The sequence below is a fragment of the Actinomadura vinacea genome (assembly GCF_039532545.1).
Taxonomy (GTDB): domain Bacteria; phylum Actinomycetota; class Actinomycetes; order Streptosporangiales; family Streptosporangiaceae; genus Spirillospora; species Spirillospora vinacea.
This window is the reverse complement of sequence record NZ_BAAARW010000027.1, coordinates 71,154-87,354: the sequence shown is the minus strand read 5'-3', so window position 1 is coordinate 87,354 and position 16,201 is coordinate 71,154. Positions and strand designations below refer to the sequence as shown.

14 protein-coding genes are annotated in these 16,201 nt (G+C 70.8%); 10 read left to right on the top strand and 4 right to left on the bottom strand.

Translation table 11 applies throughout. The features are described 5' to 3' along the window. The 3 genes from ABD340_RS35295 to ABD340_RS35285 form a co-directional block, all read right to left on the bottom strand. Positions 1-1,656, bottom strand: coding sequence for a TerD family protein (locus ABD340_RS35295; RefSeq protein WP_344594995.1), 1,656 nt, complete (start codon positions 1,654-1,656; stop codon positions 1-3). A gap of 6 nt (positions 1,657-1,662) precedes the next feature. Further along, a complete protein-coding gene (locus tag ABD340_RS35290) occupies positions 1,663-2,232 on the bottom strand; it encodes a TerD family protein (RefSeq protein WP_344594994.1) in 570 nt (189 codons plus the stop codon). A 224-nt stretch (positions 2,233-2,456) separates the two neighbouring features. After that, positions 2,457-3,566 (bottom strand): glycoside hydrolase family 5 protein, encoded by a 1,110-nt coding sequence (locus ABD340_RS35285; protein ID WP_344594992.1) that lies wholly within the window; start codon positions 3,564-3,566, stop codon positions 2,457-2,459. 335 nt (positions 3,567-3,901) lie between these two features. Between ABD340_RS35285 and ABD340_RS35280 the strand changes: the two genes are divergently transcribed. The 10 genes from ABD340_RS35280 (at position 3,902) to ABD340_RS35235 (ending at position 15,567) form a co-directional block, all read left to right on the top strand. Further along, complete coding sequence (locus ABD340_RS35280; protein ID WP_344594991.1) at positions 3,902-5,092, top strand: amidohydrolase family protein; 1,191 nt, start codon at positions 3,902-3,904, stop codon at positions 5,090-5,092. A gap of 39 nt (positions 5,093-5,131) precedes the next feature. After that, a complete protein-coding gene (locus ABD340_RS35275) occupies positions 5,132-6,844 on the top strand; it encodes a class I adenylate-forming enzyme family protein (RefSeq protein WP_344594989.1) in 1,713 nt (570 codons plus the stop codon). Between the two features lie 128 nt (positions 6,845-6,972). After that, positions 6,973-7,839 carry an amidohydrolase family protein gene (locus ABD340_RS35270; protein ID WP_344594987.1) on the top strand — a complete coding sequence of 289 codons (867 nt, stop codon included), beginning with the start codon at positions 6,973-6,975 and terminating at the stop codon, positions 7,837-7,839. A 12-nt stretch (positions 7,840-7,851) separates the two neighbouring features. Further along, on the top strand, positions 7,852-10,035 hold the full coding sequence (locus tag ABD340_RS35265; protein WP_344594985.1) for an acyl-CoA dehydrogenase family protein: 2,184 nt from the start codon (positions 7,852-7,854) through the stop codon (positions 10,033-10,035). 124 nt (positions 10,036-10,159) lie between these two features. After that, a complete protein-coding gene (locus tag ABD340_RS35260; protein WP_344594983.1) occupies positions 10,160-10,924 on the top strand; it encodes an ABC transporter ATP-binding protein in 765 nt (254 codons plus the stop codon). Next, complete coding sequence (locus ABD340_RS35255; RefSeq protein ID WP_344594981.1) at positions 10,921-11,631, top strand: ABC transporter ATP-binding protein; 711 nt, start codon at positions 10,921-10,923, stop codon at positions 11,629-11,631. The genes ABD340_RS35260 and ABD340_RS35255 overlap by 4 nt, the downstream gene beginning before the upstream one ends. 7 nt (positions 11,632-11,638) lie before the next feature. Next, complete coding sequence (locus ABD340_RS35250; protein WP_344594980.1) at positions 11,639-12,532, top strand: branched-chain amino acid ABC transporter permease; 894 nt, start codon at positions 11,639-11,641, stop codon at positions 12,530-12,532. Beyond that, entirely contained in the window at positions 12,529-13,545 is a 1,017-nt protein-coding gene (locus ABD340_RS35245; protein WP_344594978.1) for a branched-chain amino acid ABC transporter permease, read from the top strand. The genes ABD340_RS35250 and ABD340_RS35245 overlap by 4 nt, the downstream gene beginning before the upstream one ends. Positions 13,546-13,567: 22 nt before the next feature. Next, entirely contained in the window at positions 13,568-14,881 is a 1,314-nt protein-coding gene (locus ABD340_RS35240; RefSeq protein WP_344594976.1) for an ABC transporter substrate-binding protein, read from the top strand. Between the two features lie 62 nt (positions 14,882-14,943). Further along, positions 14,944-15,567 carry a TetR/AcrR family transcriptional regulator gene (locus ABD340_RS35235; RefSeq protein ID WP_344594974.1) on the top strand — a complete coding sequence of 208 codons (624 nt, stop codon included), beginning with the start codon at positions 14,944-14,946 and terminating at the stop codon, positions 15,565-15,567. Here the strand turns inward: ABD340_RS35235 and ABD340_RS35230 are convergent. Further along, positions 15,534-16,193, bottom strand: coding sequence for an SRPBCC family protein (locus tag ABD340_RS35230; protein ID WP_344594973.1), 660 nt, complete (start codon positions 16,191-16,193; stop codon positions 15,534-15,536). The genes ABD340_RS35235 and ABD340_RS35230 overlap by 34 nt on opposite strands. Positions 16,194-16,201 lie beyond the last annotated feature (8 nt).

Below are 16,201 nucleotides of genomic sequence, written 5' to 3'. Positions count from 1 at the left end.
CTAGTCGTACGAGGCGATGGTGCGCGCGTGGGCGCCGAGCACGTGTGCGAGCAGCGCCGGGGCGCGCGAGCCGTCGCCGCCGTCCGGGAGCACCTCCGGGGTGAGCGTCCAGTCCACGCCCACCCACGAGTCGCCGACCATGCCCTGGCCGGCCGGGAGGTTGTTGCAGGACTGCCGGAGCCGGATGGCGCGCACGGACTCGGCGGCCGGGGTGTCGGTCTCCACCAGCAGCACCGGGACCCCGACCAGCGGTCCGTCCTCCACCAGGCGCAGCAGCCGGTGCGCCTCCTCGCCGTCGAGGGCGGCACCGGCGTCCATGATCACCACCAGCCGCAGCGGCGGGCCGCCGCCCGGCCCGGAGGGCGGCTCGCCGTCCGGGCCGCCGATCCGGCGCAGGTCCACCAGGTCGAGCAGCCGCCGGAGCCGCTCGGCCGCGGCCGGGCCGGCCGCCACCCCGCCGCCCAGCAGCCCGGCGCCGCGGGCCGGGTCGAGCGCGTTCAGCCAGCCGGCGCCCGACAGTCCCGCCGCGTCGATCACCTCCAGCCCGACCAGCCCGGGCGGGACGGCGGCCAGGAACCGGGTCACCAGCGACCAGGCGTAGGCGGCCGCGTCGCCGGGCACCGTGCCCCGCGAGATCCACACGCCGCGCCGCCAGGGCACCGGCAGGAGGAGCGGCACCCGCAGATCGGGCAGCTCCGCGGTGGACAGCCGCCCCAGCAGCATCCCCTCGGCCAGGTCGGCGCGGGGCCGCCAGGTCAGCCAGGAGGGCGCCTCGAACGGCGCCGCCTCGGCGGTGACGTGCGGCTCCACCCGGGCCAGCTCGTCGCGCAGCTGCGCGGCGTCGCCCCGAAGCCGCTGGTCGGCCGCCGCCATGAGCTGCTCGAAGCGCCCGCGCGGCGCCCGCCCCGCGACCTCGTCGTTGCGGATGTTGAGCGCGTGCTCGGTGGACGCGCGGGACGCGGCCACCGAGCGGCTCGCGTCCTCCCAGACCAGCCAGCACCGTTCCAGGTAGCCGACCTCCGCGGCGGACGGCGCCTGCGGTTCGGGCGTCCCCTGCGGGGCGGGCGGCGGGGCCGGGTGGCCCGGCGGCGCCCCGACGGCGGGGCCGGGCGGCGGTGCGCCCATGCCCCGCTGCGCTGCCCCGTCGGCCGCCTCGCCCGGGTCGTCCACCTCGACGCCGTGCGCCTCGACCAGCTCGGCCAGCCCGCCGGCGTAGCCCTGCCCGACGGCGCGCACCTTCCAGCGGTCGGCGCGGCGGTAGAGCTCCAGCGCGATGATCGCCTTCTCGGGGCCCAGTCCCGCGACGGTGAACAGCGCCACCGGCTCGCCTCCGGACGCGCCGAGCTGGACCTGCGGGGGCGGCACCGCCCCGAACGAGACCCCGCTCCCGGCCAGGCTGACCGCGATGAGCACCGCCTGGGCGTCCGCGGGGACGGCGTCGAGGTCGAGGTCGACGCGCTGGCGGCCGCCGCCGTCGGTCCAGCGCACGCCGGACGCCTCGGGGGCGTTGAAGAACACCAGGTCGGAATCGGAGCGCACGCGCAGGTCCGGGCCCACCAGCAGGGCGCTGACGTCCACGGGCAGGGCGCAGGACACGGTGGCGGTCACCCGCAGGGCGGGCAGCGGGGTGTTGGCGCCGCGCGAGAGTTCGAGCATCGCGGGTCAGGCCAGACCGGCGATCGTCGGCAGCATGTCCTCGAAGGTACGGCCGCTGCACGGCTCACCGATCGCGTTCATCTTCCACCCCTCGCCGTGCCGGTAGAGCCGGGCCATCACCATGGCGGTATGGGCGCCTCCGCCGGTCAGCGTGTACCGGGCCAGCTCGCCGCCCTCGCTCTCGTTGACCAGCCGGCAGAAGGCGTTGTCCACTTCGTCGAAGGTCTGCCCGTTGAACGAGCTCACGGTGAACACCAGCGAGCTGACGTGCACCGGCACCCTGGCCAGATCGACGATCAGCGACTCGTCGTCGCCGTCGCCCGCGCCGGTCAGGTTGTCCCCGGTGTGCCGGACCGAGCCGTCGTCGCTGACCAGCTTGCCGAAGAAGACCACGTCGGCGAGGCGGCCGTCGGCGAAGAGCACGCAGGAGGCGTCGAGGTCGACCTCCCGTTGCCGGGAGCCGAAGAAGCCCTCTTTCCGCACCGCGTCCCAGCCCAGGCCCATCCGGACCATGCGCAGCGTTCCGCCCGGCTTCTCCAGCGAGATCCGCTGGCCCTTCACCATCGAAACGGTCACAACCGTCGCCCTCCCGTGTCCCCTGTGCCGCGCCGCTCCCCGGGAGCGCGCCGACCGATGGCATCCCGATCACCACAAAGGCGAACAAGGTGCGACGAAAAGCCTTGCAGCCCGGCCCTCGGTTGTCACCCCGTTCGCCGGGAGTGCCGTCCAACGGCACGGCCCCGATCCGACCGCGATCGGGGCCGTGCCCTCTTGCCGTTCAGGACGTGCGGACTCCGGGGTCAGAACAGGTAGGAGACCCAGGGCTTCCAGGCGTCGTTACCGTCGACCATGGCGAAGGTGCCGTCGTCGCTGTACTCCCACCAGGCGTAGCCGATGCCCTTGGACTTGTAGAGGGCCACCTTGTCCTTGATGAACTGGTCGTGCCCGGTCGCACCCGCGCCGATCCCGAACTCGCCGATCCACAGCGGCATCCCGGCCCGCGCCGCGATGTCGATCTGGACCTGCAGGTGCGTCGCCATGTTGGCCTTGCCTGAGGCGTTGTAGCCGGTCGTGCCGTCCGAGGCGTTCGGGCTCTTGCCCACGCCGTTGGCGTCGTAGCCCTCGCCGGCGTCGCCCACGTAGTAGTCATGGAACGACCAGATCAGCCCCGTGCGCGAGGACGGCGTGAACGAGGCGAACGCCGAAGCCGGGACCTTGGCGTCGCCATAGGTCGGCTCGATGACGATGCTCGTGTCGGCGTCCACCGTCCGGATCGCGTTCACGATCTTGGTGTAGTCGGCCAGGACGCCGGCGTGGTCGACCGGCCAGCGATGCGGCTCGTTGACGGGGTCGTAGGCGGCGACCGTCTCGTCGTCGCCGTACCGGGACGCCAGCTCCTTCAGGAAGCCGAGGCCGTTGGCGGCGACCGCCTCCATGCCGTCGGTCTCGCGCGCCCACACGGGCACGTCCCGCTGGCCTTCGTCCTCGCCGACCAGGTGCACGGAGTCCATGACGACGTACAGCCCGGCGGCCTTGGCGCGGGCGAGCGCCTTCGACAGCACCGTGAAGGCCGTCTCGTTCCACTGGCCTTGGGCCGGCTCGAAATGGCTCCAGAACAGCACGAACCGCACGCTGGTGAAGCCCTTGGCACGGATCTGGTCGTAGGTGTCCTGCCCCCAGGTACCGGTGTCGGCGGGGCCCCACACCGGCTGGAGGTTGGGACCCTTGAGGGTCTCCGGGCCGCGGTCGCCCACGAACGGCTGATCGGCGGTGGCGCGCAGCTTACCGCCCGCCAGGGGCCCGGAGTCCGGGGCGAGGGGGCCGCCCCGCTCGGCGGCCGCGGCCGTCCCGGAGGCCGTGGTGACGGCCGCGAGGACGACCACGGCGAGCGGCCGGATTATTCGACGCATAGGCGCTTCCCTTCGATGATCTCGCACTGGAGATCGTCCGACGGGGAGGGCGTACCGCCATCGGACGAAGTGACCGTTAGCGGACCGTTGCCGACGTCGATCCTTAAATAGGAATTCTGTTCTATCCCGATGCCCCTGGCCGGAGCCATCCGGTGCCGGTCGGCCAAGCGGAAGCACCTGGCATGCGGCCGAACCGACGGTCGAGCGGCGCCGCCCGGTCGAGCGATCCTTGTCAGAACAAGAATTCTGTTCTAGCTTGAAGTGGCATCCGAGCGGCCGCTCTGGCCAGTCGCCCGGGGCGGTCCGTCGCTGATCCCTCACGAAGGGCAACACACATGACGACCGAACTGCCGTTCCGCTTCTTCGACTGCGACAACCACTACTACGAGGCCCTGGACGCGTTCACGCGCCACCTCGAGCCGGAGTACCGCAAGCGCGCCATGCAGTGGGCGCGGATCGACGGCAAGACCCGCCTCCTGGTCGGAGGGAAGATCAACAAGTTCATCCCGAACCCGACGTTCGATCCGGTCGCGGCTCCCGGTGTCATGGACGAGTACTTCCGCGGGCGCAACCCGCGGAACGCCGATCCGAGCAGGCTGTTCGGCGATCTCGAGCCCATCCGTCCGGAGTACCGCGACCGCGATGCCCGCATCGCGCTGATGGACGAGCAGGGCATGCAGGGGTGCATCATGCTGCCCACCCTCGGGGTCGGCATGGAGCAGGCGCTGGTCGACGACCTGCCCGCCCAGCGGGCCGCCTTCCGCGCGTTCAACCGCTGGCTGGAGGAGGACTGGGGTTTCGCCTACCAGGAGCGGCTCTTCGCCGCCCCTTACATCACGCTCTCCGACCCGGCCAATGCCGCGGAAGAGCTGGAGTGGGCCCTCGAACGCGACGCGCGGTTCGTCGTGATGGTGGGAGGACCGGTGATGACCGAGGTCGGGTCGCGTGCTCCCGCCGACCCCATGTTCGACCCGTTCTGGAAGCTGGCGAACGATTCGGGTATCACGGTGCTCTACCACGGTGGCGAGACGGCGTACACGAAGTACCTCAAAGCCTGGGGCGAGAGCGATTTCACTGAGGCGTTCCGAGCCAACGCCTTCCGCGGCCTGGTGTCCGCCGACGCCCTGCAGGACACCATCGGCAGCCACCTCGCCCTGGGGCTCTTCCACCGCTTTCCGAACCTGCGGGTGGCCTCCATCGAGGTCGGTTCGGCTTGGGTCTTCCACCTCTTCGAGAAGCTGACCAAGGCCTATGGTCAGATCCCCCATCTCTTCCCGGAGGATCCCCGGGAGACCTTCAAGCGGCACATCTGGGTCTCACCCTTCTATGAGGACGAACTGGCCGGTCTGCTCCGGCTGGTGGGCGCCGAGCACATCCTGATGGGTTCGGACTACCCGCACGTCGAGGGTCTGGCCGAGCCCGCGTCGTACATCAAGGACCTGCAGAACTTCGACTACACCCCGGAGCAGTGCCGGACGGTCATGCGCGACAGCGGCCTGTTCCTCGCCACCCGCCGTCCGGTCTGACCGGGGGCGGCCGTGGAACTCGCGCGGGACGCACACGCCATGGATGAGCCGGCCCGGGTGCGGCCGTCACGTTTGCGCTGGCAAGGTTCCGCCGTCGTACCGCCGGACGTCCGCGAGGCGCTGCTCGGTCCGGGCGCCCCCTTCGAACTCGTCACCGAGCCGGTGCTCGGCCACGACCACCTCGTGTTCGCGCAGCGGCCGCGCACGCTGCGCAGGCTGCTCGACGCGCGGTCCGCCGCCGCGCTGGACCGGCCGTTCCTGATCTCGCCGCGGCGGCGGTGGACCTACCGCCAGGCGCTCGCGGACATCGACGCCGCGGCCGTGCTGCTGAGCGAGCGGTACCGCGTCCGGGCCGGGGACCGCGTCGCGATCGTCGCCGCCAACCATGCCGAGTACGCGATCCTCATGTGGGCGGTGGTCTCGCTCGGCGGTGTCATCACCAGCCTCAACGGCTGGTGGACCGGCCCGGAGCTCGACTACGGGATCGAGCTGTCGCAGCCGGTGCTCGTCGCGGGAGACGAGCGCCGGCTCGCCCGCCTCGGGCCCGGGTCCGTTCCCCCGGGGGTGCCCGTCAGGCTGCTCGACGAGCTGCACGCCGAGGCGCGCGCGTTCCGGGGCAGGGCGCCGTCCCCGCCCGAGATCTCCGAGGACGCCCCGGTGGTCATCCTCTTCACGAGCGGGACGACCGGACGTCCCAAGGGCGCGACGCTGTCGCATCGCAACATCATCAACTTCGCGATGGTGAACCTGCTCGGCGCGGCGATCGCGGCCGCCGGCTCGCCCGCGCCGGCCGCGCCCCCGCCGCAGAACTGCTTCATCGTGTCCAGCCCGATGTTCCATATCTCCGGCCTGGTCGCCGTCCTCATCACCGGAGCGGCCTTTCCCTCCAAGCTGGTCTTCCCGCCGCCCGGCCCCTGGGATCCGGAGGTCTGGCTGCGGCTGACGGCCGAGCACAGGGTCACGACCTGGTCGGGCGTGCCCACCCAGTACTGGCGGTTGCTCCGCCATCCCGACATCGACTCCTACGACCTCGGCTCCGTGACCAGCGCCGGTTCCGGCGGGGCGGTGTTCCCGCCCGAACTGGTGCGCCGACTGCACGAGCGCCTGCCGGCGCTGCGGCTGGGCAACGGCTACGGTATGAGCGAGACGGTCGGTCTGGGCACCCTGACCGGCGGCGACCTCTTCCTCGCCGTACCGGAGTCCGTCGGGCCGGCGCAGCCGACCGTCGAGGTGCAGGTCCGCGGTGAGGACGGGGAGGTCCTGCCCGAGGGCGAGGCCGGCGAGATCCACCTGCGCACGCCGTCGGTCTTCCTCGGCTACTGGGAGGACCCCGCGGCCACCCGGGCCTGTCTCGGCGAGGACCGCTGGTACCGGACCGGCGACTTCGGACGGATCCGCGACGGCCTGCTGTATCTCGAGAGCCGGCGGCGGGACATGATCCTCCGCGGCGGCGAGAACGTCTATCCGATCGAGATCGAGAACCGCCTGATCGAGCACCCCGACATCGTGGAGACCGCGGTCATCGGCGTCGACAGCCCCGAGTACGGGCAGGAGCCCAAGGCCTTCGTCGTGCGCCGCGCGGGTTCCCGGCTCGGCGAGGAGCAGGTGCGCGAGTGGTGTGCGGCGGCGCTGGCGTCGTTCAAGGTCCCGGCGCGGGTGGAGTTCCGGGAGGCGCTTCCCTACACCGAGACCGGCAAGCTGCTGAAGCAGCGGCTGGAGCAGGAGGAGCGGCCGCGCGCCAGCACAGAATGAGATTTCAGTTTGAGCGAGCTCATGCTGTCACCCAGGGCATGGCACTGCGAGACGATCCGACTTCCACCCCCTTGTCGAAACTGAATTCTTGTTTCAAGATAGCACGCAGACCCGGAAAGGAATCGTTCATGGCCATGCCGTCCGGCCTGCCCGTCGTCGACACGATGATCGGATTTCCGCACGAGGACTTCTCCCAGTACGACTTCATCCGCCGGCAGACCAAGGACCGCGGCTCGCTGGAGGAGATGCGGTTCCCCGCGGAGTACATGTTCAAGCAGGTGCCCAAGGACCTTCCCGCCGACGACCCGATCGGCGTCACGCTGCGGGAGATGGACCGCTTCGGCATCGCGCAGGGCCTGATCGGCGTCTCCGACGAGACCTCCCGTACCGCGCTCAAGCGGCATCCGGACCGGTTCATCCCGGCGGGCAACATCGACGATCCGAACGACGTGATGGGCAGCGTGCAGGCGTTGCGGCGCGACTACGAGACGCACGGCATCCGCGCCGTGGGCGCCTTTCCCGCCGGGACCTTCCCGCAGGTCGCGATCGACGACCCGAAGATGTACCCGATCTACGCCACCTGCGTCGAGCTGGACATCCCGATCTTCGTCTGCGCCGGCGTCCCCGGACCCAGGCTGAAGTTCGCCCCGCAGGAGGTCGCGCTGATCGACACCGTCATGTACGACTTTCCCGACCTGGTATTCGTCACCCGGCACGGGTGCGAGCCCTGGGAGCGGCTCGCCGTGAAGCTGATGCTCAAGTGGCCCAACCTCTACTACTCCACCTCGGCGTTCGCGCCCAAGCACTACCCCGAAGCGATCATCAAGTACGCCAACACGCGGGGCGCCGACAAGATCATCTATGCGGGCTACTTCCCGATGGGGCTCTCCCTGGAGCGGATCTTCACCGACATGCCCCGCGTGCCCTTCAAGGACGAGGTGTGGCCGAAGTTCCTGTACGAGAACAGCCGCCGCGTCCTCAAGCTGGACAAGTAGGGCGGGACGGACATGTCAATCGCGTTGACCGAGGAGCAGCGGGCGCTGGCCGAGTCCGTCTCGGGATTCACCGCCCGGCATGTGAGCTCGGAATCGACCCGGGCCGAGTTCGAGGACCTGGCCGCCGGCATGTGGCCGGCGATCTGGCCCCACCTGGTGGAGCAGGGCATCCTCGCGCTGCACCTTCCCGCCCGATACGGCGGTGACGACGCGGGGCTGGTCGAGCTCGCCGTCGTCCTGGAGGAGACCGGACGGCGGCTGATGCCCGGTCCCCTGCTGCCCACCCTGCTGACCAGCCTGGTCGTGTCACGGCACGGCCGCGCGGAGCTGTGCGCCAAAGTGCTGCCCCGCTTCGCCGCAGGCTCCACGGGCGCGTGCGCCACCACCGCGGAGGGCCTTGCCGCCGTCCGCGGGCGCGACGGCTGGGAGGTGACCGGCACGACGGCGCCCGTGCTCGGCGCCCTCAGCGCTGAGCACGTGGTCCTCGGCGCGCAGGCCCCGGAGGGCACCGTCTGGTTCCTGCTGGAGCCGGACGACCGGGACGCGGTCAAGGTCACCCGCGAGTCCGGGGTGGATCCGACCCGCGACATCGGCTGCGTCACGGCCGAGGGGCTGCTCGTACCGTCCGACCGGGTGCTCTCGATCGACAGCACCGAGCTGCGGTCGCTCGCCGCCGCGCTGTTCTCCGCGGAGGCCACCGGCATCGCGCGCTGGTGCCAGGAGACCGGGCTGGAGTACGTCAAGGTGCGCGAGCAGTTCGGCCGCGCGGTCGGTTCGTTCCAGGCCATCAAGCACAAGTGCGCGAGGATGTTCGTCCAGAGCCGGCTCATGTCGGCGGCCGCCTGGGACGCGGCCTCGGCCCTGGGCCGGGACCGGGAGCAGTTCGCGCTGGCGGCGGCCTCCGCGGCGGTCACCTGCCTCGGCGGGATCGCCGAACTGGGACTGGAGACCGTCACCCTGTTCGGCGGCATCGGCTACACCTGGGAGCATGACGCCCACCTGTACTGGCGGCGGGGGATGAGCCTGGCCGCTCTGCTCGGCCCTGTGCACGGCTGGGAGGAATGCGCGGGACGGCTCGCCCGCGTCACCGAGCGCACCAGGACGATCGACCTGTCCCACGAGGAGCCGGGCCTGCGCGCCCGGGTCGCGGAAGCGCTCCGCGCGGTCGCGGCCGCGCCGGCGGACGAGCGGCGGCGGATGCTGGCGGAGGCCCGTCTGGTCTCCCCGCACTACCCGGAGCCGTACGGGATGGCGGCGGACCCGGCCGCCCAGGTCGTGATCTCCCAGGAGTACGAGCGGGCGGGCCTCGCCCAGCCGTCGACCGTCGTCGGAGAGTGGGCCCTGCCCACGATCATCGAGCACGGGACCGAGTCCCAGCGGGAACGGTTCGTCATGCCGACGCTCCGCGGCGAGATCGTGTGGTGCCAGCTGTTCAGCGAGCCGGCGGCCGGCTCGGACCTCGCCTCGCTGAGGTCGCGGGCGGAGCGGCGGGACGGCGGCTGGCTGCTCAACGGCCAGAAGGTGTGGACGTCCAGCGCCCACGAGGCCGACTGGGGCATCTGCCTGGCCAGGACCGACCCCGACGCGCCCAAGCACAAGGGGCTGAGCTACTTCCTCGTCGACATGCGCTCCCCCGGCCTGCGGGTCCGGCCGCTGCGCGAGGCCAACGGCGGCTACATGTTCAACGAGGTGTTCTTCGACGACGTCTTCGTCCCCGGCGACTGCCTCGTCGGGCGGCCGGGCGAGGGCTGGCGGCTGGCCCGCACCACCCTGGGCAACGAGCGGGTGAGCATCGGGAGCGGCATGTCCGGCGTGCGGGAGCGTCCGGCCCGCACCGCCGAGACGCTCGGCGCCGACGGACCCGAGGTGGTGCGGGACATCGGGGCGCTGACCGCCAGGATCAACGCCTTCGAGGCGCTGGGGCAGCGGGTCTTCCTCAAGCGGCTGTCGGGCCTGCGGCCGGGCGCCGAGTCCAGCGTGCTCAAGGTCGCCTCGTCCTGGAACGCCGCGGAGGTCCGCCGCGTGGAACTGGGTTGGGCGGGCGCCCGGGCGAGCGTCCTCACCGGCCAGGACGACGACACCGCCCAAGCGTTCCTCTCGGTGCCGTCGCTGCTGATCGGCGGAGGCACCAGCGAGATCCAGCTGAACGTGATCGCCGAACAGGTCCTGGGGCTGCCGCGGGAACAGGTCCGCTGACCGGCCCCGGCGCCTCCGCGTCCTTGGAAGTCGCAACCTCCGGACGTCGAAGTGTCACAGAGGAAGGGGGCGGTCACGTGATCGCCATCAGCCCACCCGTCCCCCACCGTCGAGGAGATCCCCGGTGAACCTCCTCGAAGTACGAGACCTGACCCTGCGGTTCGGCGGCGTCCGCGCGCTGGACGGGGTGTCCTTCGGGGTGCCGGAAGGCTCCCTCGTCGCCCTGGTCGGCCCCAACGGCGCCGGGAAGAGCAGCGTGTTCAACTGCGTCAGCGGGCTGTACCGGCCCGACGGCGGCGTCGTCGAGTTCGGCGGCGAGAACGTCCTGGCGCTGCCGTCCCACGCACTCGCCTCCAGAGGAATCGGGCGCACCTTCCAGAACCTCGCCCTGTTCCCCCGCATGACCGTGCTCGAGAACGTGCTGGTGGGAGGGCACACCTCGTACCGGTCCAGCGTCCTGTCGTGCGCGGTGCGCTGGCCCGGGGAGCGGCGCCGCGAGCGGGAGGCGCGGGCCAGGGCGCTCGACCTGCTGGACGAGCACAAGCTGGCCCACCTCGCGGACACACCGGCCGGCGGCCTTCCGTTCGGCACGCTGAAACGCGTCGAGATCGCCCGGGCGGTGATGAGCGGGTCCCGCATGCTGCTGCTGGACGAGCCGGCCGCCGGCCTCACCCACGGCGAGGTCGACGAGCTCGGCGGAACGATCCAAGCGCTGCGCGACGCGCACGGGCTCACCGTCGTCCTGGTGGAGCACCACATGGGGCTGGTGATGTCCATCTCGGACAAGGTGATCGTGCTCAACCTCGGGAAGGTCATCGCAGCGGGACTGCCCGGCGAGGTGTCGAACGACCCGGCCGTCGTGGCCGCCTACCTGGGAGCCGCCGCATGACCGCGCTGCTCGGCGTCAAGGCGCTCACCGCGGGCTACGGCTCCCTGATCGTGCTGCGGGACCTGGACTTCCGGGTGGACCCCGGCGAGATCGTGGTCATCCTCGGGGCGAACGGCGCGGGCAAGACCACCACCCTGCGGGCGCTCAGCGGAGAGATCCCCGGCCAGGGGTCGATCGAGTTCGACGGCGAGCAGGTGGGCAGGCTGCGCGCCGACCAGCGCGCCAGGCTGGGCATCGGGCACGCGCCCGAAGGCCGCGGCACCTTCGTCGACCTCACCGTCGAGGAGAATCTGCGGGTCGGTGCGTACCACCGTCCGTCCGCGGAGGTGCGCCCCGCCATGGAGCGGATGTTCGAGCTCTTCCCACCGCTGCGCGAGCGGCGCGGCCAGGCCGCGGGAAGCATGAGCGGCGGCGAACAGCAGATGCTCGCGGTGGCCCGGGCGCTGATGGGCGCCCCGAAGCTGCTGCTCCTGGACGAGCCTTCGATGGGGCTGGCGCCGATGGTGACCGCCGAGCTCTTCCGAACCCTGGCCGAGACGAACGAGCGGACCGGGACCGCGATGCTCGTCGTCGAGCAGAACGCCCAGATCGCGCTGTCGATCGCCGACCGTGCGCACGTGCTGGAGCACGGCCGGATCGTCGCGGCCGGCACCGCGGCGGAGATCCGCGCCGACGACTCCATCCGCCGGGCCTACCTGGGAGTTTGAGGCCGCCATGGAACTGGTCATCCAACGGCTGGTCGACGGGACGTCGAACGGCTTCCTCTACGGCGCGGTGGCACTGGCCCTCGTGCTGATCCACCGCTCGACGGGGCTCGTGAACTTCGCCCAGGGCGAGATGGCGATGTTCAGCACCTTCGTGGTCTGGAAGCTCGCCGACGAGAGACTGGGCTTCGGCCTGGCCCTGGCGGTCGCCATCTCCGCCGGCCTGGTCTTCGCGTTCCTGCTCGGCGCGGCGCTCGAACGCACCGTGATCCGGCCCTTCACCGGCAGCGGGCCGCTGACGCTGCTGATCGTCACCCTCGGGTTGTACCTGGCGATCAACTCGCTGGCCGGGTACGTCTTCACCACCGACACCGAACGGCTGGACTCGCCGTTCCCCTCGGGCGGAGTGGATCTCGGCGGCGTCACCATCACGTACATGGAACTGGGCACGGTCGCCGTGCTCCTGGTCGTGGCGCTGCTCATCCGGCAGCTGTTCATGGGCACCAAGCTCGGCCTCGGCCTGCGCGCCGCCGCGATGAACCCGGCGTCGAGCAGGCTCGCGGGCATCGACGTCGGCCGCATGATGATGATCGGCTGGGGGCTGGCGTCGGCCATCGGCGCCCTCGCGGCGATCCTCGTGGCACCCGTCGTGTACGTCAGCACGAACATGATGGCCGCCCTGCTGCTCTACGGCTTCGCCGCGGCGGTCGTCGGCGGCTTCGACAGCCCGTTCGGAGCGCTGGTGGGAGGCGTGCTCGTCGGCCTGATCCAATCCCTGGCCGCCGGGTACCTGCCGTTCATCGGCACCCAGCTCCAGCTCGCGACCGCGTTCGCGGTGATCCTTCTTGTCCTGCTGGTCCGTCCGCAAGGACTGTTCGGCCGAGTTCCCGTGGAGCGGGTATGAACACGAGCGCACAACGGTCGATCGTCCCGGCGCTGCCGTGGATCGTCGGGTTCGTCCTGCTCTTCGCCGCGCCCTTCGTCCTGGGCGTGGCCGGTATCCGGGGTCTTCTGCAGGTGCTCGTCCTCACCGTCGCGGTGATGAGCCTCAATCTGCTGACGGGCTTCAACGGGCAGCCGTCGATCGGCCACAGCGCCTTCATGGGACTCGGCGCCTACACCACCGCACTCGCGGTGCAGAGCTACGGGTGGTCGTACTGGACGGCGCTGCCGGTCGCCGCCCTCATCGCGGGTGCGGTGGGCGCCGGCGCGGGCGTGCCCGCACTGCGCATCCGCGGCATGAACCTGGCCCTGGTCACGATAGCCCTGGCCCTGGTGTTCCCACAGGTACCGGTACGCCTTACCGACTGGACGGGAGGCACGGCCGGGCTGACGGTGGACGAGTCGCTGGAGGCACCGGCGGCATTGGGCGTCAGCGACGTCGCCTGGCAGTACTGGGTGCTGCTGCTGATCGCCGCTCTGGTCTTCCTGCTGATCCGCAACATCGTGCACGGCTCGCTCGGGCGTGCGGTGATCGCGATCCGGGACCAGCAGGTGGCGGCGCACACGGTCGGCATCAACGTCAGGGCGGTCAAGGTCGGCGTGTTCGCGGGCAGCGCCGCCATCGCCGGGGTCTCCGGATGGATGTTCACCGTCGCCCACCAGTTCGTCAGCCCCGGTGACTTCACCGTCCTGCTGTCGATCAACCTGCTGCTCGGCATGGCCGTGGGCGGTTCCGGCACGCTGGTCGGACCGATCATGGGCGCGCTGTTCCTGTACTACGTCCCCGAGCTGCTGCCCGAGCTCGGTGTCGATCCCCAGCTCACGCCCGCCGTCTACGGCGTGCTACTGATCCTCCTCGCCCTCTTCCTCCCCGGCGGCCTCGCGGGCGGACTGCGTGACCTGGTCCGGCGCTTGCGCGGCACCGCCGCCAAGGAGGAATCGATCAGCCCGCAGCCGACCCTCGACGCCGCCTGACATGCACATCAAGGAGAACCCGATGTCATCCATGTCGCGCACGCGCCTGTCCGCCGCCGTGGCGCTGCTCTCCCTCGGGCTCACCGCCTGCAGCGGCAGCGCCGCCTTTTCCGGGGCGCGGTCCGGCTCCGGCGACCGGGCACTCGAGAACTGCCCCGACAACGGCACGGTGGGCCTCACCGACACCACGATCAAGCTCGGCGTGTCGCAGCCGCTGTCGGGCCCTCTCGTCGCCATCGGCGGCGGGTTCGTCGTCGGGATGAACGCCTATTTCAATTACGTCAACAGCATGGGCGGCGTCAAAGGCGCGGACGGCAGGCGGCGCAAGGTCGAGATCGTCGCCAAGGACGACCAGTACGTGGCGACCAAGGCCAAGGCGAACGTCTCCGCGCTGATCAACGAGGACAAGGTGTTCGCGCTGCTCGGCCTGTTCGGCACGTCCGGCAACCTGGCGGCCCGGCCGCTGCTCGCGCAGGAATGCCTGCCGTCCCTGTTCGCCTCCTCCGGGGCGCCCGAACTCGGCAACCCCCGCCATCCCTGGGGAGGGCCCGCGGGGAGCATTTCGTACCTGCTCGAAGCGAGGGCCAGCGGCGAGTACCTGAAGTCGGTCGACCCCGACGCGAAGGTCGCGGTCCTGCATCAGGACGACGACCTCGGACGCGCGTATCTGCAGGGCTTCAAGAAGGGGATCGCCGGATCGGGCATCCGGATCGTCAAGGTCGAGACCTTCGAGTCCACCGACCCCGACGTCGGCAACCAGATCACCAGCCTCGCCGCCACCGGCGCCGACACCTTCTACGACGTCGCCGTCGGGCTCCAGGCCATGCAGGCGCTGAACCACGTGCACGCCGGCGGCTGGAAGCCCCGGATCATCCAGTCGGCGCAGATCAGCCAATCCCTCCTGAAGAAGCTGGAACCCGGCGCCGGAGACGGCCTGGTCATCTCCACCAACGCGTACGACACCGACGCCCCGGAGAACGCCGGTATCCCGGCCGTCAAGCTGTTCAAGGAATGGCTCCGGAAGACCCCGGGGGGCGCGAAGACGCTCCCGTCCTCGGCGACCACCGGATGGACCGCCGCGATGTTCATGACATGGGCGATCGAGCACGCCGAGACCATGGACCGTGCCGGGGTCATGGAGGCGGCCCACAACATGAACTTCACCGGCCCCAACTTCTACCTGCCGGGCGTCAAGCTCGTCACCGACCCCGACGACCACTACCTCATCGAGGGCGTGGCGCAGCAGAGGTTCGACCGGAAGGCGGGGAAGATGATCCCGCTGGGAGGGATCCAGGACTTCAACGGCCGCAACCCCTACGAGAAGATCACCCGCTGACCGCCGCTGGACTAGACTTGTATTCTAGGTTCATTGTCCGGACGCGGCGGGGGGAAGTGTCGATGATCGCCGATGCCTCGGGCCCGGTCGCGCCCGAGACGCTTCGCCGGGACCAGCGCGAGCGCCGCGAACGCATCATCCGCGCCGCGCTGCGGAGCCTTTCGAACAGCGATTACGACCGGGTCAAGGTGTTGGACGTCGCGCGCGACTCCGGCGTGGCCCTGGGCACCCTCTACCGGTACTTCACGTCGAAGGAACACCTGTTCGCGGCCGCATTCCTGGCCTGGCAGGAAGGCCTCCAGCGCAAGCTGGACCGGACCGCCCCGCCCGAGGGGACGGAGAAGGAGCGGGTGCGGGACGTGCTCCATCGCACGATTCGCGCCTTTCAGTTGCAACCGCAGTTCTTCCGGGTCCTCGTGGTGCTCCAATCGGCGTCCGACCCCTATGTCGTCGACATCTACCGCTCGCTCGACAAGGCGTTCATCCACATCGTGCAATCGGCTTTCAACGGCGATACCCGGTCCGACGCGGATCACCAGGCGATCATCTACACGCTCAGCGCCGTTCTCGACGGCGGACTGCGCGGCTGGATCATGGGCCGCGTGACGATCGACAACGTGTACGAGAGCATCGACAGCGCGATCCGCTTGATCTACGACTTCTCCCCCGCCGCCGAGGATTCCTGACCTCGCCGGCCCAGCCGGCGGAGCACGAGGAGGAGCAGGAGCAGGGCGGTGACCGCGGCCGCGGGACCGATGCGCTTGATGATCCCGCCGCCCGCCGTGTCGAGCAGGTCGATCGGCTCGGATCCGGCCGCCGGCGCGTCGGACGTGTCCGCCCGGTGCGGCTCCGTGCCGCCGCCCGGGGACCCGGCGGAGATCACCTCGGCGAGGTTGGCGGCGAACCGGCCGATGAGCGTGCCCGCCACCTCCGCCAGGGCGCCGCGGCCGAACTGGGCGGGTTTGCCGGTGATGGCGAGATCGGTCTCCACCAGGACATCGGTCGCCTCGCCGGCCTCCACGAGCCGGCAGGTGACGACGGCCTTCGCGGTCCCGTTGCCCCGGGTCTCCCGGCCGGCGGCCTCCAGCACCGCGATCCTGGCGTCCTCGTCCTGGGAGACGAAGGTGACGGTGCCGCTGTAGGTCAGGCCGATGGGCCCCAGCTTGACCTTGATCTTGCCGGTGTAGCGGTCGCCGTCGCGTGCGGTGAGGGTCGCCCCGGGCACGCAGGGGGCGATCCGCTCGATGTCGAGCAGTACCCGCCAGGCCTCCGGCACGGTCACGGGGATGCTGAGGCTGTTCTCCAGTTTCATCCGGATCC